Consider the following 20,604-nt stretch of genomic DNA (forward strand, 5'->3'; position numbering starts at 1 on the left):
CCTTGGCCTACCCCCGCATCAGCGCCGTCACGTGCGCCGCTGCGGAGGTGGCAAGCCCCTCCAAATCGTAGCCGCCCTCCAGCACGGAGACCACGCGCCCGCCGGACTTCTTGTCGGCGATCTCCATGAGCCGCTTGGTGATCCAGCCGAAATCCGTGTCCACCAGCCGCAGCGAGGCGAGCGGGTCGTTCTTGTGGGCATCGAAGCCTGCCGAGATGAGGATCAGCTCCGGCGCGAAGGTCTCGAGCCGCGGCAGGATGCGGCTTTCCATGGCCTCCCTGAACTTCTCCCCGTCATCGCCCGAGCGCAAAGGCGCGTTGACGATGGTGCCCACCGCGCCGGTCTCGGTGACCGCGCCGGTGCCGGGATAGAGCGGCATCTCATGGGTGGAGGCGTAGAGCACGCTGTCATCGGCCCAGAAGATTTCCTGCGAGCCGTTGCCGTGGTGCACGTCGAAATCCACGATGGCCACGCGGTCGAGGCCATGGACCTTCTGGGCATGGCGGGCGGCGATGGCCACCTGGTTGAGCAGGCAGAAGCCCATGGGCCGGCGCGTCTCGCAATGGTGGCCCGGCGGGCGGGTGCAGACGAAGGCATTGTCCACCTTGCGCGCCACCACCTCGTCCACCGCATAGCAGGCGCCGCCCACGGCGCGCAGCACCGCCTCCCAGCTTCCCGGCGACATGACCGTGTCGGAATCGATGCGCACCAGCCCCTCAGTGGGCGAGGCCTCCTCCATGGCGTCCACGAAGTCCGCCGGATGCACGCGGATGATGTCCTCGCGCTCGCCGCGCGGTGCGTTCTCGCGCAGGAGGGTCGAGAACTTCTCCTGCTCGAAGACGCGGTCGAGCGCCTTCAGCCGGTCCACCCGCTCGGGATGGCCGGGAGGGGTGAGGTGCTGGAGACCGGCGGGAGCGGTGATGAAGAGCGTGGACATCTGGCGTCAGGGCCTCTCTGGAGGAGGGTCTGGTTTCGGCATACCATATTCCAGGTGCCGGGAAACGGGGCCGCGTCAGAAGCCCGCTTCAGAAGCTCGCTCAGAAACTCGCTGCGGCGCGCCGGCCCAGTTCCTCGAATTTCGAGGATACGCCCGAAAGGCGCTGGCGCCACGCGGGATCCGGCGTCTCGCCCTCGATGGCGGTGAAGAAGACCTGCATGAGGCAGGCGATGCAGAAGGGCTCCATGATCGCCGAGAGGAAGACAAAGGCCGCCACGGCCGAGACCGCGAGGGCCACATAGCTTTCCGGGGTCTGAACATAGAACGCCCACGCGCCCGCCGGGCCGATGATGATCACCAGCAGAAAAATCCCCACGACCGCCGTGAGCACCGTGAGGCCGATCGCATTGCCGAGAATGGTCCAGCCGTTCTGGGCATAGAGCACCAGTGCGTCCTGCGCGGTGCGCCAGGGGTCCTTGGACTGGTTGCGCACATTGTAGGCGAGGATGATCTCGTCCACGAACTGGGTGGAGGTCTGGAGCACCCCGCTGATGAAGGCCATGAGCCCCTCCAGCACCGGCACGCGGGTGAAGGACGCCATGCCGCTGAGCACCCCCGTGACGCCGGCCACCGCCGCCCTCACCAACTGGTCCAGCACGAACAGCGCGTTGATCTCCAGAAACCGCTCGCGCACCACGCCGAGCGCATAGCCCACCTGCCCGAAGGCGAGCGGCAGCGGCTCGCCCGCCAGCGCCAGAGTGAGCGCGGCCACATGGCCGGCCTTGACGAAATAGACCAGCCACGCCCGCAGCCACAGGAAAACGCCCCAGGCGACACAGAAGCCGATGAACCCGCCCGCCAGCGCCCCGAGAGGGCTCATATCCTCCCACGCGCGCCCCACCGCCCAGCCGATCCCCGCCCCTGCGCCGATGGCGAAGACGTAAGCCAAGCCGATGAGGGAGGAGATGGCGATGCGCAGGACGATGAACGGCCACGTGCGCAGCACGAGCCCCATGGCGCGAAGAATCGAGAATGACATGGATAGCCCCCGGCGCGGGGGAAGCCCTGCGCCGGGGGGATATTTTCAGGGGCGGCGGGCTGTGTCGAGTGCCCCGTCCGTCAGGCGAGCGCGTTCAGATCTGCGCCATGCCGCCATCGACGAAGAGCTCCACGCCGTTGACGAAGCTCGCGTCATCGGAGGCCAGGAAGACCGCCGCCTTGCCGATCTCGTCCGGATCGGCAATGCGGCCGAGCGGGACCTGCGCAGCGAGCATAGTCTCGAGCTGCTTCCACTCCTCCTCGGTCGAGGCCAGGCCGGACAGGCCCGGCGTCAGGGTCGGTCCCGGGCTGATGGCGTTCACCCGGATGTGCCGGTCCTTCAAATCGAGGATCCAGTGCCGGGCGAAATTGCGGATCGCCGCCTTGGTGGCGCCATAGACGCTGAAGGCGGGGATGGCACGGGTGGTGGAGGTGGACGAGGTCAGGATGATGGACGCCCCGTCCCGCAGCAGCGGCAGCGCCTTCTGCACCGTGAACAGCGTGCCCTTCACATTGATGGCGAAGGTCTTGTCGAAATCTTCCTCGGTGATGGCGCCGAGCGGGGCGAAGCTGCCGCCGCCGGCATTGGCCGCGAGGATATCGATGTGGGACGCCTTCTGCTGGACCGCATCATAAAGGCGGTCCAGATCGGCGAGATTGGAGACGTCGCTCTGCACGCCGATGGCGTTGGGGCCGATGGCTTTCACGGCCACGTCCAGTTCCGCCTGCCGGCGGCCGGTGACGAACACCGTCGCACCTTCCAGGGCGAAACGCTTGGCGATGCCGAGGCCGATGCCGGTGGTGCCGCCGGTGACCACTGCGACTTTGCCTTCAAGCTTCCTGCTCATTGTCTTGGCTCCTTGCTGGCAGCGCGTGATGTCGCTGCGATGGAGACAAGCTATTTCTGGAACGATGATGCGAGTAGACAGCGAATATGGCACTCTTCGTTCTATTGATGAAACGATGATAGGCCATGCAGGACCTGAACGACCTCTTCTTCTTCGCCAAGGTGGTGGAGCATGGCGGCTTCGCCGCCGCCGGGCGGGCGCTGCACCTGCCCAAATCCAAGCTCTCCCGGCGCGTCGCGCAATTGGAAGCGCGGCTGGGCGCGCGGCTCATCGAGCGCTCGTCGCGCCGCTTCCGCGTGACCGAGATCGGCCAGTCTTTCCACGCGCACTGTCGCGGCGCGCTGGCGGAGATGGAGCGTGCGGAAGCCGTAGTCCAGGCGGCGCAGGCCGAGCCACGCGGCACCGTGCGCTTCTCCTGCCCCACCGGCCTTCTGGACACCATTTCGGGCAGCCTGCCGGATTTCCTCCAGCGCCATCCCAAGGTGAATGTGCGCATCCTCGCCGTGGACCGGCCGGTTGACCTGATCCAGGAGGCCATCGACGTGGCGCTGCGGGTGCGGGTTAAGCTCGACACGGATGCGGCCCTCACCATGCGGACCCTGGCCCATAGCCGGCGCATCCTCATCGCCGCCCCGGCCGTGGCGAACCGGCTGGAGACGCAGGAGATTTCCAGCCTCGCCACGCTTCCCACCCTCTCCTCGACGGAAGAGACAGGCCCCGTCACCTGGAACCTCGAAGGCCCCGATGGCCGGACCCACGCGCTGACCCATACGCCACGCCTCGCCTGCGCGGACTTCCCAACCCTGCGCGCAGCAGCGGAGGCGGGCGTCGGCATCGCGCTTCTGCCCGACCACGCCTGCACGGCCGCGCTGCGCAGCGGCGCGCTGGTGCGGCTCTATCCCGACTGGCACGGGCAGGCGGGCATCGTGCATCTGGTCTTCACCACCCGGGTCGGCCTTCCGACCCACGTGCGCGCCTGGATCAACCATCTGGCAGAGCTTTTCAGGGACCGGGCTTTGTCCGGACCTTCGCCGGAAGGGGCCCTGGGCTAGGGCTGTATCGACATTCAGAGGGACGAATGAATCCCCCTCAGAGCCGTCATGCCCGGGCTTGTCCCGGGCATCCACGTCTCCCCGTTGCGTGCGCACCCCGCGGAGCCTCGTGGATGGCCGGGACAAGCCCGGCCATGACGGTGGTTCCCTGGCCTCTCTTCCTCGAGTGCCGGTAAAACCTGAGGCTGGACGCACCTTCCCGCCGGCTGTAGCCCTGAGATCAAGCACAAAGAGAGGAACGCCAATGCCCCAGTCCCACCCCCGTCTCGCCCTCGTCACGGGCGGAGCTTCCGGCATCGGAGAGGGCTGCGCGCGCATCCTGGTGGAGAAGGGGTGGAGCGTCGTCATCAGCGATGTGCGCGCGGACTCGGCGGAGGAGACGGCGGAGCGGCTGGGCGCGAAGGCGCTGCCGTTCGACGTGACCGACGCGGCGGCCGTGGAAGCGGCGGCGGAGGAGGCGCAATGGCGGTTCGGGCCCATCGCGGCGCTCGTCACCAGCGCCGGCGTGCTTCAGCCGCCGACGCCGCCGGAAGCGTTCGACCCCATGGATTTCGACAAGGTCATGTCGGTGAACCTGCGCGGCACCTACCTCACCGCCGTGGCCTTCGGCACCCACATGGCGAAGCGCGGGCACGGCGCCATCGTCACCATCGGCTCGGTCACCTCGCTCCGGGCGGTGCCGCTGCATGCCTATGGCCCCAGCAAGGCGGCGGTGGTCGGCGTCACCCAGTGCCTCGCGGCGGAATGGGGGCGCTCCGGGGTGCGGGTGAACTGCATCTCGCCGGGCTATGTGGCGACGCCCTCGCTCCAGAAGGCCATCGACAGCGGCCAGCGCGACCCGCGCCAGCTCACCGACACCGCCGCCATGGGGCGCTTCGTGACGGTGGAGGATGTGGGCAAGGCCGCCGCCTTCCTCCTCTCCGACGAGGCTTCGGCCATCACGGGCGTGAACCTGCCGGTGGATTGCGGCTGGCTGGTGGGCTCGCATATGGCGACCTATGGCGGGATGCGGCCCTCGCGCGTGCCGTGAGCTGAGTTTATGGGCCGCGTGTCCGCACAATCGGCCGCATGCCCCCTCTCCCCGCGGGGGAGAGGGTTGGGGTGAGGGGGGACCACCCTCTCCAGTCCTGAAACGCCGGGGCCCCCTCACCCGCCGCCTACGGCGTCGACCTCTCCCCCTCGGGGAGAGGTGGAAAACCCGGCCCCCGCAAGCGGGAGAGGGGGCACGTCAGCGATGGCGGAGCGATCCCCTTGCCGTTCTGCAAGGGGCGCGTTGCACGGGGACAATGGCGCCGTCCGCCGGCCGCTCCCAAATCTGCTATGAGCCAATCAAAGCCAGCCTGGAGCGTCTCCCTTGCCCCATCTCGAACTCGGCCTCGACACGTTCGGCGACGTCACCTCAGGCCCGGACGGCGCCCTCCTTTCCCATGCGCAGGTGATCCGCGACATCGTCGCCGAGGCGGTGCTGGCGGACAGGCTCGGCGTGGACTTCATCGGCCTCGGCGAGCATCACCGAGCCGATTTCGCCATCTCCTCGCCCGAGACGGTGCTGGCCGCCATTGCGGGGCAGACCAAGCGCATCCGGCTGGGCTCGGCGGTGACCGTGCTCTCCTCCGACGATCCCATCCGCGTGTTCCAGCGCTTCTCGACGCTGGATGCGGTGTCCAACGGCCGGGCAGAGGTGATCCTCGGGCGCGGCTCGTTCACGGAAAGCTTCCCCCTGTTCGGCTTTCCCCTGAGCGAGTACGAGACCCTGTTCTCCGAGAAGCTGGACCTGTTCGCAGCGCTGCTGTCGAACGCGCCGGTCACCTGGGAAGGGTCCATCCGCCCGCCGCTGAAGGACCAGAAGGTCTTCCCGCCCATCGAGCATGGGCGGCTCAAGGCCTGGATCGGGGTGGGCGGCACGCCGGAATCGGTGGTGCGGGCGGCGCGCTACGGCCTGCCGCTCATGCTCGCCATCATCGGCGGCGACCCCAAGCGCTTCCGCCCTTATGTGGAGCTCTACCACCGCGCATTGAACCAGCTGGAAAAGCCGCTTTTGCCGATCGGCGTTCATTCGCCGGGCTATATCGCGGATACGGACGCGCAGGCCCGCGAGGAACTGTTCCCCGATTACAAGAAGATGCGTGACCGCATCGGCGCCGAGCGCGGCTGGCCGCCCATGAGCCGGGCGGAGTTCGACCAGGAGGCGGACCACGGCTCGCTCTATGTGGGCTCACCCGAGACGGTGGCCCGCAAGATCACCGCCACCGCGCAGGCGCTGGGCATCTCCCGCTTCGACCTGAAATATAGCGGCGGGCCGATCCCCCACGAGCGGCTCATGCGCTGCATCGAGCTCTATGGGACGAAAGTGATCCCCATGGTGCGGGAGCTGCTGGCGTGATCAGAGCGTGCGCCGGCGGCTCACCACCCGCACCGGCGCGCGCTTCGCCTGCATCATGCCCCTCAGGGCTGCGAAGATGAGGACGGCCGGCACGGCCAGCACGACGACCATCATGACCGTGGACATTTACGCCCCCCTTCTGGAGGTGATCCGCGCTCAAGGCCCGCCTCGAATGGCCAAGCCTGCCATACCGTCTTGCCACAATGAGGCCACACGGAGCTTGCGCGAAGCTTGCGCCAGACTGGCATCCTAAGTTAACAGATACATGAACGTTACGAATTTTACTCTGTCTTTTCAGAATACGAAAATATTGTTTCTATTATCAAAGTAAGATCTGATTATAAGCCCGCTTCTCATACGCAATCTCGCCTAAAGTAAACCCAACTGGAGGCATATTAACCAAGTACTTCCTCACGCGGGCGGCTGAGTTCCAGCTCCGCGACGCCCCGGCGCAAGGAGGAGATCATGGCAGACATCGTGGGCGGATTTTGGAGCGATCAACTGCATGGCACGGGCGAGGACGACCATATCCAGGGCCTGGGCGGTTGGGACTATGCCTCCGGCGAAGCCGGGAACGACCTGATCGAAGGCGGCACGGGCAACGACACGCTCCTGGGAGGCGACGGGGACGACACGCTTCTGGGCGGCGAAGGCGATGATAGCCTGGAGGGCGGCCCCGGTGCCGACCACCTGGACGGCGGGTCCGGCATTGATGAGGTCCGGTACTACAATTCCCCTGTTGGCGTCATAGTCGATCTCGCCAGCGGCGTGGGCGCGGGCGGCGATGCCACGGGCGACACCCTCACCGGCATCGAGAACATCAACGCCACGGACCATGACGACGTCCTCATCGGCAATGACGGCGCCAACGAGATCTTCGCCCATGGCGGGCGGGACGTGATCGATGCCGGCGGCGGCGACGACACCATCCATATCGACGGGAATGCGGTGGTGGACGGCGGCGACGGCAGCGACACGCTTTACGTCTCGCTGGACTACAACACGCCCGGAGAGATCGACGTCACGACCGGCACGGCGCCGAGCGGCGCAGCGTTCGAAAACATTGAGCATTTCCACGTCGGCGGCTCCGGCGGTGACGACGTCATCATCGGCGGCTCCTCCTCCGACACCCTGTTCGGCGACGCCGGCAACGACCTGATCCGGGGTGGCGGCGGAAACGACCTGGTGATCGGCGGCATCGGCGATGACAGGCTCGAGGGCGGGGCGGGGAACGACCAGTTGCAAGGTCTCTCCGGCGCGGATCTCCTGCTGGGCGATGCCGGCAACGACCTGCTGCTGGGCGGCACCGACAACGACCGCCTGTTCGGCGGCACCGGCAATGACCGGATGGAAGGCGGCAGCGGCGAGGACCAGCTCTTCGGCGGCGCCGGCAACGATTCCATGTTCGGCGGAACCGCCTGGGAGAACGAGTCCGACCGGCTGGAAGGCGGCGACGGCCACGACGTGATGCGCGGCGGCGCCGGCGACGACATCCTCGTCGGCGGCAACGGCAACGACCTGCTGTTCGGCGGCAGCGGCGAGGACACCTTCGTCTATGACCGCGAAAACGGCAGCCGGGATCGCATCGTGGACTTCGAGGCCGGCAAGGATGGCGACCACATCCAGCTGACCCTGAAGGCGCAGGACTGGGGCAACATCCATTCCTTCGAGGATTTCCTCGCCCACGCGTCGGACACGGCGGACGGGGTCTATATCGACCTCAATGACGACCGCCCCTGGACCTCCGGCATCCTGCTGGAGGGCGTGCACGTCGCGGACCTGACGGCGGACAATTTCCTGCTGGTGTGAACCGTCCCCTCCGCCGAAGCGGAGAGGGCTGGCGGCGGCCTCACAGTTTCGAGCCGCCGTCCACGGGGATGATGCCGCCGGTGATCCAGCGGGCGGCATCCGAGGCGAGGAAGGCGATGACGTCGCCGACGTCATCCGGCTGGCCGATGCGCTTCAGCGCCTGCATGCCGAGCACGAAGGTCTTGCCCTCCTCGGTGCGGGCGAAGTTGGACATGTCGGTGTCGATCACCCCCGGCGCCACGGCGTTCACGCGGATGCCGCGCGGGCCGAGGCTCGCGGCGAAATGCTTCACCAGCGTGTCCACCGCGCCCTTGGTGGCGGCATAGGCCGCAAGGGTGCCTACCGCCGCCCGCGCCCCGAGCGAGGAGACCAGCACCACGCTGCTGCCGGCGCCGAGGATCGGGAGGAGCTGCTGCACCAGGAAATAGGGCGCGCGGACGTTCACCGCGAACAGGCTGTCGAATTCCGCGACGCTGAGATCCTCGATGGGGACGGCCTTCGACACGCCGGCATTGGCCACCAATATGTCGAGCCGGTCGCCGACGATGGCGCGCACCTGGCGCGCGAGGGCGAACGGCGCATCGGGCGCGGAGAGGTCGGCTTGCACGGCTTGCGCGCGGCCGCCGGCCGCGGCGATCTCGGCAACTACCCCCTCGGCCTCTTCTGCCGCGCGGGCATAGTGCACCAGCACCTGGGCGCCGGCCTTGCCCAAGGCCAGCGCGGCAGCGCGGCCCATGCCGCGGGAGGCGCCGGTGACGAGGGCGGTCTTTCCGGAAACATGTGTCATGGTCTTGATCCTTAAGGGAGTGGAGGCCAGCCGCCCGCATTCGCCGGCACGCATGTGCCGGCGTCTGGTGGCTTCGGGGCCGAAGGCCGAGATCAGAAAAGAAAAGGCTGGAGCCGGATCCGATCAGGTCTGACCAACCTGATCGATGAGCCCATCAAACCTCGACGGGGATCGATCGAACGCTAGTCGGCCGGCCGGTCCTCGATGGCATCGACCCGGTTCGGGTAGAAGGCGACATGATCTTTGATGGCAGCTACGGCCTCATAAGGCGCCTCATAGCTCCATACGGCGTTGACCGCGCGCTCGCCGCCCGAGGGAATGCTGAAATAGGCGCATTCGCCCTTGTAGGGGCAATAGGTGGCGTGGTCGGTCCGCGCGAGCAGGGACATGTCCACGTCCTTGCGCGGGATGTACTGCACCGCCGGATAGGCCGCCTCGCGCAAGGTGAGAGCATCGCGGGTGTCGGCGATCACCTTGCCTGAGAGCGTGACGACCACGCGGCCCGGATGGCGCGTGATGGTGATGGGATGGTCCGGCCCGGGGATCTTCACGGGCTTGGGAGATGAGGTCTCGTACATGGTTGTGCCTCGCTGGCCGCCTTCGTGGTCTGGCCGTGGGAACGCTGTCCGTGACGCTTATGTAGGTACGCCTCGCCGCGAGCGGAAAGACTTTGTACGCTGGCTCCATGCCTGCGAGGCATGGGAACCAGCGGCACGTGAGACGATGGAACTGCGGCATCTGCGTTATTTCGTGGCGGTCGCCGAAGAAGGCAGCCTCACCATTGCCGCCGAACAGCGGCTGCATACCGCCCAGCCCTCCCTCAGCCGGCAGATCCGCGACCTGGAGCTGGAAGTGGGCGTGCCGCTGCTGACCCGCTCGGCACGCGGCGTTGAACTGACGGCTGGGGGCAAGGCCTTCCTTGACCATGCGCGCCTGGCGCTGGCCCAGGTGGAAGCGGCGGGCGACGCGGCGCGGCGCGCAGCCAGCCCCGGCAAGGCCTGCTTCGTCATGGGTTTCCTGACGGGGCAGGAAATGGAATGGCTGCCGGAGGCCTTGCGTATCCTCCACGACGCGCTGCCGAACATCGAGGTGATGATCATCAGCCAGACCTCGCCGGAACTGGCGAGCGGCCTGCTCCGGGGCAAGATCGATGTTGCCTTCCTGCGGGCGGAGGAAGAGGCCTCCGACCTCGCTTTCCGGCCGCTGGCGCGCGAGGCCCTGGTGGCAATCCTACCCAGCGACCACCGCCTCGCCGGCGCGGCGAGCATCCGGCCGGAGGATGTGGTGGGCGAGACCTTCGTCAACGTCTCCCACACCGCCCCGGCGCTGAAGCGGGTGATCGAGGGCTATCTCGGCAAGACGGGGCTTCCCATCGCTGCCCAGCACGAGGCGGACAATCTCGCCATGGCCATATCTCTGGTGGCCTCGACCCGCGGCATCGCCTTCCTGCCGGCCTATGCGAAGAATTTCCTGCCCTGGTCGGTGATCAGCCGGCCCATCGCTGGCGAGGTCCCGTACATCGATCTGATGCTCGGCTACCGCAAGGCCAATGCCTCAGCGATCCTCAAGCTGTTCCTGTCGCGGGTGGATGAACTGATTGCGCGGGTGACACGGGGGAAATCCCCGGACCATGTCGGCGGATGACGAGGAAGCAGGAAGGGCTCGATCGCCCGCACGGCGGCGCCTCTCCCCGTGTGGTGGGAGGGAGAGAGCGGCGGAAGCCGCCTCCCCCAACCCGTCAGTTTCACGCCTGGCTGGCAGCCTTGCGCCCGAGCGCCGCCTGCGCCGCCGCGAGGCGGGCGATGGGCACGCGGAAAGGCGAGCACGACACGTAGTCGAGACCCACCTCGTCGCAGAACGCCACCGAGGCCGGGTCGCCGCCATGCTCGCCGCAGATGCCGAGCTTGATGTCGGGACGGGACTTCCGTCCGCGCTCGACGCCGATCTTCACCAGCTCGCCCACGCCGCCCACGTCGATGGAGACGAAGGGGTCCACCTCGATGATGCCCTTCTGAACGTAGGGCCCGAGGAAGGTGCCCGCATCGTCGCGTGAGACGCCGTAGCAGGTCTGGGTGAGGTCGTTGGTGCCGAAGGAGAAGAATTCCGCCGTCTCGGCGATCTCCTGCGCCCGCAGGCAGGCCCGCGGCAGCTCGATCATGGTGCCCACCTGGAAGGTGAGCTTGGCGCCGGTTTCCTTCTCCACCGCCTGCGCGGTCTTCTGGATCACGGCATTGACGATGTCGAACTCCGCTTTGGTGGCGATGAGCGGCACCATGACTTCCGGCACCACGGCCTCGCCGGTGCTCTTGGCGGCGATCACCGCCGCCTCGAAGATGGCGCGCGCCTGCATCTCGGCGATCTCGGGGAAGGCGATGGCGATGCGGCAGCCGCGGAAGCCGAGCATGGGGTTCACCTCATGCAGTTCCTTCTGGCGCCGCTCGATGCGCTCCACGTCCACGCCCAGGCTCTTCGCCACTTCCGCCACTTCCGCCTCGGTGTGGGGCAGGAATTCGTGCAGCGGCGGGTCGAGGAGGCGGATCGTGACGGGCAGGCCCTTCATGATCTCGAACAGCTCGACGAAATCCGCCCGCTGCATGGGCAGCAGCTTGGCGAGCGCCGAGCGGCGCCCGGCCTCATCGTCGGCGAGGATCATCTCGCGCACCGCCAGGATGCGGCCCGCATCGAAGAACATGTGCTCGGTGCGCGAGAGGCCGATGCCCTCGGCGCCGAATGAGCGGGCCATGCGGGCATCCGCCGGGGTTTCCGCATTGGCGCGGATCTTAAGCCGGCGCACCTTGTCCGCCCAGCCCATGAGGGTGGCGAACTCGCCGGACATTTCCGGCTGCAGCATAGGCACCTCGCCGGCCAGCACCTGACCGGTGGAGCCGTCGATGGTGAGGATGTCGCCCTTCTTGAAGGTCTGGCCCGAGACGGTGAGGGTCTGCGCGCCATAGTCGATGCGCAGCGAGCCGGCGCCGGAGACGCAGGGCTTGCCCATGCCGCGGGCGACCACCGCCGCGTGGGAGGTCATGCCGCCGCGCGAGGTGAGGATGCCCTCGGCCGCATGCATGCCGTGAATGTCCTCGGGGGAGGTTTCCACGCGCACCAGGATCACCTTGCGGCCCTGGGCCTTCATGTCCTCGGCCTCGTCGGCGGAGAACACGATGGCACCGGCAGCCGCGCCGGGCGAAGCCGGCAGGCCGCTCGCCACCACCTTGCGCTCGGCCTTGGGGTCGATGGCGGGGTGCAGCAGCTGGTCGAGGGCGGCCGGATCGACGCGGGCGACCGCCTCTTCCTGGGAGATCCGGCCCTCATTGGCCAGCTCCACCGCGATCCGCAGCGCCGCCTTCGCGGTGCGCTTGCCGGAGCGGGTCTGGAGCATCCAGAGCTTGCCCTTCTCCACGGTGAATTCCAGGTCCTGCATGTCCCGGTAATGGTTCTCAAGGGCGTTCGAGATACGCTCGAACTCCTTGAAGGCCTCGGGCAGGGCCAATTCCATGGAGGGCTTCTCGGAGCCGGCCTCCTTGCGGGCCTTCTCGGTAAGGTCCTGGGGGGTGCGGATGCCCGCCACCACGTCCTCGCCCTGCGCGTTCACCAGGAACTCGCCATAGAGCGCCCTCTCGCCGGTGGAGGGGTTGCGGGTGAAGGCCACGCCGGTGGCCGAGGTGTCGCCCATATTGCCGAACACCATGGCCTGCACGTTCACCGCCGTGCCCCAGCTCTCCGGAATGGAGTGCAGGCGGCGGTAGGTGATGGCACGCTGGTTCATCCAGGAGCCGAACACGGCGCCGATGGCGCCCCAGAGCTGCTCATGGGGGTCCTGCGGGAAGGGCTTGCCAAGCTTCTCCTGCACCTTGGCCTTGTACTGCACCACCAGCGCCGCCCAGTCGTCGGCGGAAAGGTCGGTGTCGAGCGTATGGCCGTTCTGGAGCTTGAAGGCTTCCAGCAGTTCCTCGAAATGGTGGTGGTCCACGCCCAGCACCACGTCGGAATACATGGTGATGAAGCGGCGATAGCTGTCGAAGGCGAAGCGCCGGTCGGCGAGCTGGGCCACCGCTTCCACGGTCGCGTCATTGAGGCCGAGGTTCAGGACCGTGTCCATCATGCCCGGCATGGAGGCGCGGGCGCCGGAGCGGACCGAGACCAGGAGCGGGTTCGCGCTGTCGCCGAAGGTCTTGCCCGTGATCTCGCCGACCCTGGCCAGCGCCTTTTCCACGTCGCCCTTCAACTCGGCCGGGTAGGTCTCGCCATGAGCGTAATAATAGGTGCACACTTCTGTCGGAATGGTGAAGCCGGGAGGAACCGGGAGGCCCAGATTGGCCATTTCGGCAAGGTTCGCGCCCTTGCCGCCCAGCAGGTTCCGCATGTCGGCTTTCCCTTCGGCCGTGCCGTCACCGAAGGAGTAGACCCATTTCGTCATATTGGAGATCCCTTGGGGTGTTCACGCTTCGCGGGAAAACAGCGCGGTTGCTTTAACCGCTGCGGCCTGCGCCTTCAACTGCACCCATCCGCGCACCTTCTCAGTGGTGGATGAGGCCAAGGATGCCCACCAGGATCAGATAGGCCGCCACCAGGAAGTTGAGCAGGCGGGGGAAGATCAGGATCAGGACGCCCGCCACGAGGGCGATGACGGGCGAGAGCATGACGATGTCGATGTTCATGGGGCGTCTCCGTTGAAGGGCGCGCGGCAAGGTCCACGCTTAGAAAGACGGCGAGGAAAACACGGTTCCCCAACAGGGGCGCGACATGTTCGCAAGTGCCGCGACAGCACGAAATCGCCTCTTCAGCTGCGCGCTCACGCCGCTGTGAAGGCAGAAGCGTTGCAGCGCAACGGCATGTGCGGCGATGCTGACCCAACGCGAGCCGTGGGGAATATCTAAATGGGCTGGAAGGGTCTCATCGCGACCATATGCGGCGCCCTCGCCTTGGCGGGCATCGGCTTGCCCGCGCAGGCCCAGCCGGAAAAATGCCCCCGCATGGTGGCGGACGCGCCCGCCCCGAAACTCTGGCGTGCCGCCTATCGGCCCGTGGCGGCCGAAGGCAACCAGGTGAGCCTGACCTTCATCGGCCATTCCACTTTTCTGATCGAGAGCCCCAAGGGCATCACCATCGCCACCGACTACAACGACTATGTGCGGCCTAAGACGCTGCCCATGGTCGTGACCATGAACCGGGCGCACGACACCCACTACACCAATCATCCCGACCCCGGCATCGCCTATGTCCTGCGCGGCTGGAACCCGGATGGCACGGGCCCGGCCCATCACGAGCTGACGCTGGAGGATGTGTGGATCCGCAACGTGCCGACCAATATCCGCTACGGGTCGGCCACCCTCTATGAGGGCAATTCCATGTTCGTGTTCGAGGTGGCGGGCCTGTGCATCGCCCATCTCGGCCACCTGCACCATCTCCTCACGCGGGATCATCTTGAGGCGCTGGGGCGCATCGACGTGGTGCTCGCCCCGGTGGACGGCTCCTACACGCTCGACATCGAAGGCATGGTGGAGACGCTGAAGGCCATCAACGCGCCGCTGGTGATCCCCATGCACTATTTCAGCGAATGGGGCCTCGACCGTTTCCTCTCGCGCCTCGGCAAGGAATACGAGATCACCCGCTCGGCGAGCGCCACCGTGATGCTCTCGCGCGAGATGCTGCCGGGGAAGCCGACGGTGCTGGTGCTGCCGGGGCGGTAGAGCCCCTATCCCCCGACGTCATGGCCGGGCTCGACCCGACCATCTCCCGCCGAACTCAAGCACCAAGGATGGCAAGAGATCCCTGGATCAAGTCGGGGATGACGTGTGGAGCGGCGACAGCGCCATTTTGCAGCTTGACGCCGACTTATGCTCACTCTAAGCATAAGGAAATGGAAGCCGGCTTTCGACCGGCGATTTTTTAAAGCCGCTTATGCTCTGAACGAGCATAATGGGAGGGTTTCGCCATGCTCCACGTTCCGGCCTCGCACGGGATGACACTGCCCCTGCCGCATCTCTATGAGCGCGTGGCCCGCCATGTGCCGCCCATGGAATGGGAGATCATCTCCGGCGACATCCAGGCGATCCTCGACCTGAAGCGGCGCCGGAACGCCATCCTCCTCGCCCACAATTACCAGTCGCCGGAAATCTTCCACACGGTGGCGGACATCGTCGGCGACAGCCTGGCGCTTGCCCGCGAGGCAGCGGCCACCGATGCCGACGTGATCCTCTTGGCGGGCGTCCACTTCATGGCCGAGACCGCCAAGGTGCTGAACCCCGACAAGGTGGTGCTGATCCCCGACGAGAAGGCCGGCTGCTCGCTCGCCGAATCCATCCGGCCCGAGGACGTGCTGGCGCTGAAGGCCAAATATCCCGGCGTGCCTGTCGTGACCTATGTGAACACGTCCGCCGCCGTGAAAGCGGTGTCCGACGTCTGCTGCACCTCGGGCAATGCCAAGAAGGTGGTGGAGGCGCTGGGCGTGCCGCGCGTCATCATGATCCCCGACGAATATCTCGCCCGGAACATCGCCGCGCAGACGGATGTGGAAATCATCTCCTGGCACGGCCGCTGCGAGGTGCATGAGCGCTTCACGCCCATGGACATCGCCGAGATCCGCGACATCTACCCTGATGTGACCGTCATCGCCCATCCCGAATGCCCGCCGGATGTGGTGGCCGCCTCCGACTTCTCCGGTTCCACTGCCGAGATGGTGGGCTTCGTGGCGGACAAGCGCCCGGCCCGCGTCGCCCTCGTCACCGAATGCTCCATGGGCGACAACGTGGCGGTGCATTATCCCGAGATCGACTTCGTGAAGCCGTGCAACCTCTGCCCGCACATGAAGCGCATCACCCTCTCCAACATCCGCCGGGCGCTGGAGACCATGGGGCCGGAAGTCACCGTCGATCCCGCGCTCCTGCCGGGCGCGCGCCTCAGCGTCGAGCGCATGCTCGCCATCCGGTGATCCCATGACCCATGCCGCCGACCGCGTGATCGTGGTCGGCGCGGGCCTTGCCGGCGTCGTCACGGCGCTGGAGCTCGCGCCGCTGCCTGTCCTCCTCATCGCGCCCCGCACCGCAGACGAAGCCACCCGCTTTGCCCAGGGCGGCATTGCGGTCGCCATGGGCGCGGACGACGCCCCGCATCTGCATGCCGCCGACACGCACGCGGCCGGCGCCGGGCTGTGCGATGCCGACATCGTCGCCAAGGTAACGGAGGAAGGCCCTCGCATCGTCGAGCGCCTGCTGGCTTGGGGTGTCGCCTTCGACCGGGAGGCGGACGGCGCCATCGCGCTCGGCCTGGAGGCCGCCCATGGCCGTTCCCGCATCCTGCATGCGGGCGGCGACGCGACGGGGCGTTCGGTGCTCGACACCCTTATCGCCCGCGCCCGCAGCGCGCCCCATCTGGAGCGGCGCGCCGATCTTACGGCCGTGCGGCTGAAGGTTCTGGACGGCTGCGTCGCTGGCCTCTGGTGCCGCGATGAAGACGGCGCGCTCGTCCTCGTGCGCGGCCGGGCGGTGGTGCTCGCCACGGGCGGCCTCGGCGGGCTTTATGCCTCCACCACCAACCCGTTGTCCGCCGTGGGCTCCGGCCTCGCCATGGCGGCCCGCGCGGGAGCGGTGCTGCGCGACCTCGAATTCGTGCAGTTCCACCCCACCGCCATCGCCACCACCAGTGACCCCATGCCGCTCGCAACCGAGGCGCTGCGGGGGGCAGGCGCTGTTCTGGTGAACGATGAAGGCGCGCGTGTCATGGCCGGCACGGCGGGCGGCGACCTTGCCCCGCGCGACGTGGTGGCCCGTGCCATCCACCGGCAGATCGTCGCCGGCCGGAAGGTCTTCCTCGATGCGCGCGACGCGGTCGGCGCAGATTTTCCGCGGGCCTTTCCCTCTGTCTACGCCTTGTGCCGGCGCAGCGGCATCGACCCCGAACGGGAGGCGATCCCCGTGCGCCCGGCCGCGCATTATCATATGGGCGGGGTGAAGGTGGACGGGGTGGGTCGCACCTCCCTGCCCGGCCTTTATGCCTGCGGCGAGGTGGCCTCCACCGGGCTTCATGGCGCCAACCGGCTTGCCAGCAATTCGCTGCTGGAGGCTCTGGCCTTCGCCCACTGGATCGCGGCGGACGTCCGCGCGAGCACGGCGATAGCCGCGGCCGGCGATGGCCGCGCGCCCCCTCTGCCGGCACCGGTGGAGAGCACCACCCTCCTCCGCCGGGCCATGGACCGCCATGCAGGCGTGGTGCGCGATGCCGAGGGCCTGTTCGCGGTGGTCCGCCAGTATGCGCCGCGCATAGCGACGGACGATGCCGCCCTCTTGGCCGCGCTCATCGCCGCCGCCGCCTTGTCCCGTGAGGAGAGCCGGGGCGGGCATTTCCGATCCGATTTCCCCGCGACGGACGCCGCCCCGCGCCACAGCGAATTCACCCTCAACGACGCGCTCCGGCGCTTCCCCAGCCTCTCGGACGCATCCCTGAAGGAAGCCGTATGAGCCTCGACCCGCTCCCCGCCATCATGACCGAGCCGGTGGTGCGCGCCGCACTTCTGGAAGATCTCGGCCGCGCCGGCGACATCACCACGGAAGCGGTGATCCCGGCGGAGACGCGCATGCGCGTCCACATGACCTCGCGCCAGAACGGCACCGTGGCGGGCATCGGCATCGCGGTTCAGGCGTTCAGGCTCATGGACCCGGAATTGTCCTGCGAAGTGCTGAAGGAGGACGGCTCCCCGGTCGCGCCGGGGGATGCCGTGCTGCGCATCGAAGGCCGCGCCCGGCCCATCCTCTCGGCGGAACGGGTGGCGCTCAATTTTGCCTGCCGCCTTTCGGGCATCGCCTCGGCGACGGCGGTACTGGCGGCGGCGGCCAAGGCCCATGGCCATGCCCGCATCGCCTGCACGCGCAAGACCACGCCCGGCCTGCGCGCGCTGGAGAAATATGCGGTGCGGGCGGGGGGCGGCGCGAACCACCGCTTCGGCCTCGACGATGCGGTGCTCATCAAGGACAACCACGTGGCGGCGGCCGGCGGCATCACGAACGCGGTGAAGGCGGCCCGCGGCCATGTGGGGCATCTGGTGAAGATCGAGCTGGAGGTGGACACCCTCGCCCAGTTGGAAGAGGCGCTCCAGATCGGCATCGATGCGGTGCTTCTGGACAATATGGGGCCGGACATGCTCCGCGCGGCGGTGGCCATGGTGGCCGGGCGCGCCATCACCGAGGCGTCGGGCCGCATCACGGCGGAGACGGTGCCGGCCATCGCGGCGGCGGGGGTGGACCTGATCTCCTGCGGCTGGCTCACCCACAGCGCGCCGATCCTGGACCTGGGGCTGGATTTCGAGGGGTGATCCCACCGTAATGGCCGGGCTTGTCCCGGCCATCCACGGGGTTCCGCTGGGCACGCGCTTAAGGGAGAGACGTGGATGCCCGGGACAAGCCCGGGCATGACGGCGTGCAAATGATCCGAACCCTCAATCCACCGCCACGATGGGCACGCTCGCATAGCGCAGCAGGCGGGTGAAGGTGGAGCCGAACAGGAAGGCGGTGATGCCCTGCTCGTGGTGCGCGCCTGCCACCAGGACATCGCCCCACTGCCAGCCGATGGACTCGATGGCCCGCTTCCAGTCCGGCCCGTCGCCGATGCCGCAGGTGGCGTCTATGCCCTTCGGCAGGGCGCGCAACGCTGCCTTCTGCGCCTCCACGGCCTGCTTGCGCCAAGTGTTGGCCACGAGGTTCTCCACGTCGTAGCCCACGTTCGACGGGTACATCTGGTTGTCCCGCACCACGAACGTGACGAGGCGGAGCGGCACCTTGTGCTCGCGCGCAAGGTCGATGGCGACCGCAAGGGTCGCCTCTCCCTGGCGGTCGTCGGAGAAGGCGCAGGTCACCCGCTCCAGCCGGCGCGGCGCATTGGAGGCGTAGCCCAGCGGCGCCATCATGGTGGGGCACTTGGTGCCCGCAAGAACCCCCGACGCCGTCGAGCCGAGGCCCGCGCGCATCTTCTTGCCGTCGCGGGCCGAGCCGACAATGGTGAGGTAGGCGTTCATCTCGTTGGCGACGCGCGAGAGGCCCTTCGAGGCGCTCTCGGCCACCACCGCGATATAGTCCGCCTTCACCGCATTCCCCATGAATGCGCGGGCCCGGGCCAGCGCCTTCTGGGCGTACTGGTCCAGGAACTGCTTGTATTCGGCGTCCACCGCCGCCGGAGAGGGATAGCCCCAGGTCTCCGGCGTCACCACGCAGATCGTGACGGGCACGTCCCCCGCCACCGCCATCATGCGCCCGACGGCGAGGGCATCCGCCCCGCCCCGGTCCGGCGCATAGCCGATGAGGTAGCTCATTGGGCGCTCCCGCCTTTGGCGAGGACGGAATTGCGGAACGAGTAGCCGAAATAGATGAGCATCGCGACGGCGATCCACACGGCGAACAGCGCATAGGTGTCCCAGGGAAGCTGGGTGATCAGGTAGACGCAGAACAGCACGCTGGCGATGGGCACGAAGGGGAAGAACGGCACCTTGTAGCCGCGCGGCAGATCAGGCCGGGTGCGGCGCAGGATGATGACGCCGGCCGAGACCACCGAGAAGGCGATGAGCGTGCCCATGCTGGTGAGATTGGCCAGCACGTCCAGCGGGATCAGGGCCGCGAGCACGGCGATGAAGACGGCGACGATGTAGGTGTTCGTCACCGGCGTCATGGTCTGCGGGTCCACCTTCTGGAACAGCTTGGGCAAGAGCCCGTCGCGGCTCATGGCGAACAGGATGCGGGTCTGCCCGTACATCACCACCAGGGTCACCGAGAAGATGGAGACGATGGCGCCGAGGCAGAGCAGCACGGCCGGCCAAGTGGACCCCGTGATATTTTGCAGGATCACGGCAAGGCCCGCATCCTGGCCCGCGAACTCGGTCCATTTCTGCGCGCCGACCGCCGAGAAGGCCACCAGCACATAGGCCGCCGTCACCAGCAGCAGCGAGATGATGATGCCGAGCGGCAAGGTCTTGCGCGGGTTCTTCACCTCTTCGCCGGCCGTCGAGACCGCGTCGATGCCGATATAGGAGAAGAAGATGGTGCCGGCGGCCGTGCCGACGCCGAGCCAGCCCTTCGGCATGAAGGGCTCCAGGTTCTCCGCGTTGAAGGCGGAGAAGGCGATGACCACGAACAGTGCCAGCACGCCCAGCTTCACCACCACGAGGATGGCGTTGATCGTGGTGGATTCCCGCGCGCCCTTGATCAGCAGGGCCGCGCACATGGCCACGAGCACAATAGCCGGCAGGTTGAAATACCCCCCGGCGCCCGGCGGCTGGCTGATGGCATCCGGCATCTTCCAGCCGGAGACGTCCAGCAGCAGCTCGTTGAGATACTGTCCCCAGCCCACCGCGATGGCGGAGGCGGACACCGCATATTCCAGGAGGAGACAGGAGCCGACGATATAGGCCACCAGTTCGCCCATGGTGGCGTAGGCATAGGAATAGGAGGAGCCGGACACCGGGATGGTGGAGGCGATTTCCGCGTAGCACAGGGCGGTCAGGGCGGCGGTGATGCCGGCGATCACGAAGGAGGCGACCACGGCCGGCCCGGCCTCGGGCACGGCTGCGGTGAGGGCGACGAAGATGCCGGTGCCGATGGTGGCGCCAACACCCAGCATGGTGAGCTGGAACAGGCCGATGGAGCGGGACAGCTGCCCCTTGCCGCCGCCATGCTCGTCCACCATGGCCGAGACGGGCTTGCACCGCATCAGCGCACGCCCGAGCGAGTTTGAGCTCAGAGTATCTAAACTCATGGAAAGTCCCC

Annotated in this window: 19 protein-coding genes; 9 read left to right on the top strand and 10 right to left on the bottom strand. The window is 67.5% G+C overall.

Annotation, left to right across the window (positions count from 1 at the left end):
• Window positions 1–7 precede the first annotated feature (7 nt).
• The 3 genes from ABLE91_RS08890 to ABLE91_RS08900 all read right to left on the bottom strand — a co-directional run bounded on the left by ABLE91_RS08890 (window position 8) and on the right by ABLE91_RS08900 (window position 2,823).
• Entirely contained in the window at window positions 8–937 is a 930-nt protein-coding gene (locus tag ABLE91_RS08890; RefSeq protein ID WP_348930439.1) for a histone deacetylase family protein, read from the bottom strand.
• Between the two features lie 100 nt (window positions 938–1,037).
• Window positions 1,038–1,976 carry a hypothetical protein gene (locus tag ABLE91_RS08895; protein WP_348930440.1) on the bottom strand — a complete coding sequence of 313 codons (939 nt, stop codon included), beginning with the start codon at window positions 1,974–1,976 and terminating at the stop codon, window positions 1,038–1,040.
• A 94-nt stretch (window positions 1,977–2,070) separates the two neighbouring features.
• A complete protein-coding gene (locus tag ABLE91_RS08900) occupies window positions 2,071–2,823 on the bottom strand; it encodes an SDR family NAD(P)-dependent oxidoreductase (protein WP_348930441.1) in 753 nt (250 codons plus the stop codon).
• 125 nt (window positions 2,824–2,948) lie between these two features.
• Here ABLE91_RS08900 and ABLE91_RS08905 point away from each other — a divergent pair, with 125 nt between their 5' ends.
• The 3 genes from ABLE91_RS08905 to ABLE91_RS08915 all read left to right on the top strand — a co-directional run bounded on the left by ABLE91_RS08905 (window position 2,949) and on the right by ABLE91_RS08915 (window position 6,258).
• Window positions 2,949–3,875, top strand: a complete 927-nt coding sequence (locus ABLE91_RS08905) for a LysR family transcriptional regulator (RefSeq protein WP_348930442.1) — start codon at window positions 2,949–2,951, stop codon at window positions 3,873–3,875.
• Between the two features lie 244 nt (window positions 3,876–4,119).
• The gene (locus tag ABLE91_RS08910) at window positions 4,120–4,905 is read left to right on the top strand and encodes an SDR family NAD(P)-dependent oxidoreductase (RefSeq protein ID WP_348930443.1); all 786 of its coding nucleotides are present in this window, start codon (window positions 4,120–4,122) and stop codon (window positions 4,903–4,905) included.
• Window positions 4,906–5,229: 324 nt separating this feature from the next.
• Window positions 5,230–6,258, top strand: a complete 1,029-nt coding sequence (locus ABLE91_RS08915) for an LLM class flavin-dependent oxidoreductase (RefSeq protein WP_348930444.1) — start codon at window positions 5,230–5,232, stop codon at window positions 6,256–6,258.
• On the opposite strand, the gene ABLE91_RS08920 is transcribed toward ABLE91_RS08915, so the two are convergent.
• Window positions 6,259–6,384: a hypothetical protein gene (locus ABLE91_RS08920; protein WP_348930445.1), complete on the bottom strand. Its 126-nt coding sequence runs from the start codon at window positions 6,382–6,384 to the stop codon at window positions 6,259–6,261.
• 339 nt (window positions 6,385–6,723) lie between these two features.
• Here ABLE91_RS08920 and ABLE91_RS08925 point away from each other — a divergent pair, with 339 nt between their 5' ends.
• A complete protein-coding gene (locus tag ABLE91_RS08925) occupies window positions 6,724–8,067 on the top strand; it encodes a calcium-binding protein (protein WP_348930446.1) in 1,344 nt (447 codons plus the stop codon).
• A 40-nt stretch (window positions 8,068–8,107) separates the two neighbouring features.
• Here ABLE91_RS08925 and ABLE91_RS08930 read toward each other — a convergent pair whose 3' ends face one another.
• Both ABLE91_RS08930 and ABLE91_RS08935 read right to left on the bottom strand, forming a co-directional pair.
• A complete protein-coding gene (locus ABLE91_RS08930) occupies window positions 8,108–8,854 on the bottom strand; it encodes an SDR family NAD(P)-dependent oxidoreductase (RefSeq protein ID WP_348930447.1) in 747 nt (248 codons plus the stop codon).
• Window positions 8,855–9,036: 182 nt separating this feature from the next.
• A complete protein-coding gene (locus ABLE91_RS08935; protein WP_348930448.1) occupies window positions 9,037–9,432 on the bottom strand; it encodes a DUF427 domain-containing protein in 396 nt (131 codons plus the stop codon).
• 145 nt (window positions 9,433–9,577) lie between these two features.
• Here ABLE91_RS08935 and ABLE91_RS08940 point away from each other — a divergent pair, with 145 nt between their 5' ends.
• Window positions 9,578–10,498: a LysR family transcriptional regulator gene (locus ABLE91_RS08940; protein WP_348930449.1), complete on the top strand. Its 921-nt coding sequence runs from the start codon at window positions 9,578–9,580 to the stop codon at window positions 10,496–10,498.
• Between the two features lie 100 nt (window positions 10,499–10,598).
• Here ABLE91_RS08940 and ppdK read toward each other — a convergent pair whose 3' ends face one another.
• Together ppdK and ABLE91_RS08950 are read right to left on the bottom strand one after the other, a co-directional pair.
• Window positions 10,599–13,274, bottom strand: coding sequence for a pyruvate, phosphate dikinase (gene ppdK / locus ABLE91_RS08945; RefSeq protein ID WP_348930450.1), 2,676 nt, complete (start codon window positions 13,272–13,274; stop codon window positions 10,599–10,601).
• A gap of 100 nt (window positions 13,275–13,374) precedes the next feature.
• The gene (locus ABLE91_RS08950) at window positions 13,375–13,515 is read right to left on the bottom strand and encodes a DUF3096 domain-containing protein (RefSeq protein WP_348930451.1); all 141 of its coding nucleotides are present in this window, start codon (window positions 13,513–13,515) and stop codon (window positions 13,375–13,377) included.
• 219 nt (window positions 13,516–13,734) lie between these two features.
• On the opposite strand from ABLE91_RS08950, the gene ABLE91_RS08955 reads away from it, so the two are divergent.
• The 4 genes from ABLE91_RS08955 to nadC all read left to right on the top strand — a co-directional run bounded on the left by ABLE91_RS08955 (window position 13,735) and on the right by nadC (window position 18,164).
• Window positions 13,735–14,547: an MBL fold metallo-hydrolase gene (locus ABLE91_RS08955; RefSeq protein WP_348930452.1), complete on the top strand. Its 813-nt coding sequence runs from the start codon at window positions 13,735–13,737 to the stop codon at window positions 14,545–14,547.
• 245 nt (window positions 14,548–14,792) lie between these two features.
• On the top strand, window positions 14,793–15,788 hold the full coding sequence (nadA, locus tag ABLE91_RS08960; RefSeq protein ID WP_348930453.1) for a quinolinate synthase NadA: 996 nt from the start codon (window positions 14,793–14,795) through the stop codon (window positions 15,786–15,788).
• A 4-nt stretch (window positions 15,789–15,792) separates the two neighbouring features.
• Window positions 15,793–17,313 (top strand): L-aspartate oxidase, encoded by a 1,521-nt coding sequence (locus ABLE91_RS08965; RefSeq protein WP_348930454.1) that lies wholly within the window; start codon window positions 15,793–15,795, stop codon window positions 17,311–17,313.
• Window positions 17,310–18,164, top strand: coding sequence for a carboxylating nicotinate-nucleotide diphosphorylase (gene nadC, locus ABLE91_RS08970; protein WP_348930455.1), 855 nt, complete (start codon window positions 17,310–17,312; stop codon window positions 18,162–18,164). The genes ABLE91_RS08965 and nadC overlap by 4 nt, the downstream gene beginning before the upstream one ends.
• A gap of 123 nt (window positions 18,165–18,287) precedes the next feature.
• On the opposite strand, the gene ABLE91_RS08975 is transcribed toward nadC, so the two are convergent.
• Both ABLE91_RS08975 and ABLE91_RS08980 read right to left on the bottom strand, forming a co-directional pair.
• Complete coding sequence (locus tag ABLE91_RS08975; protein ID WP_348930456.1) at window positions 18,288–19,157, bottom strand: universal stress protein; 870 nt, start codon at window positions 19,155–19,157, stop codon at window positions 18,288–18,290.
• Window positions 19,154–20,593 carry an amino acid permease gene (locus ABLE91_RS08980; protein WP_348930457.1) on the bottom strand — a complete coding sequence of 480 codons (1,440 nt, stop codon included), beginning with the start codon at window positions 20,591–20,593 and terminating at the stop codon, window positions 19,154–19,156. Before ABLE91_RS08980 ends, ABLE91_RS08975 begins: the two co-directional genes overlap by 4 nt.
• Between the last annotated feature and the right edge of the window lie 11 nt (window positions 20,594–20,604).

Origin of the sequence: Aquabacter albus (genome assembly GCF_040049275.1) — a bacterium.
GTDB lineage: Bacteria > Pseudomonadota > Alphaproteobacteria > Rhizobiales > Xanthobacteraceae > Aquabacter.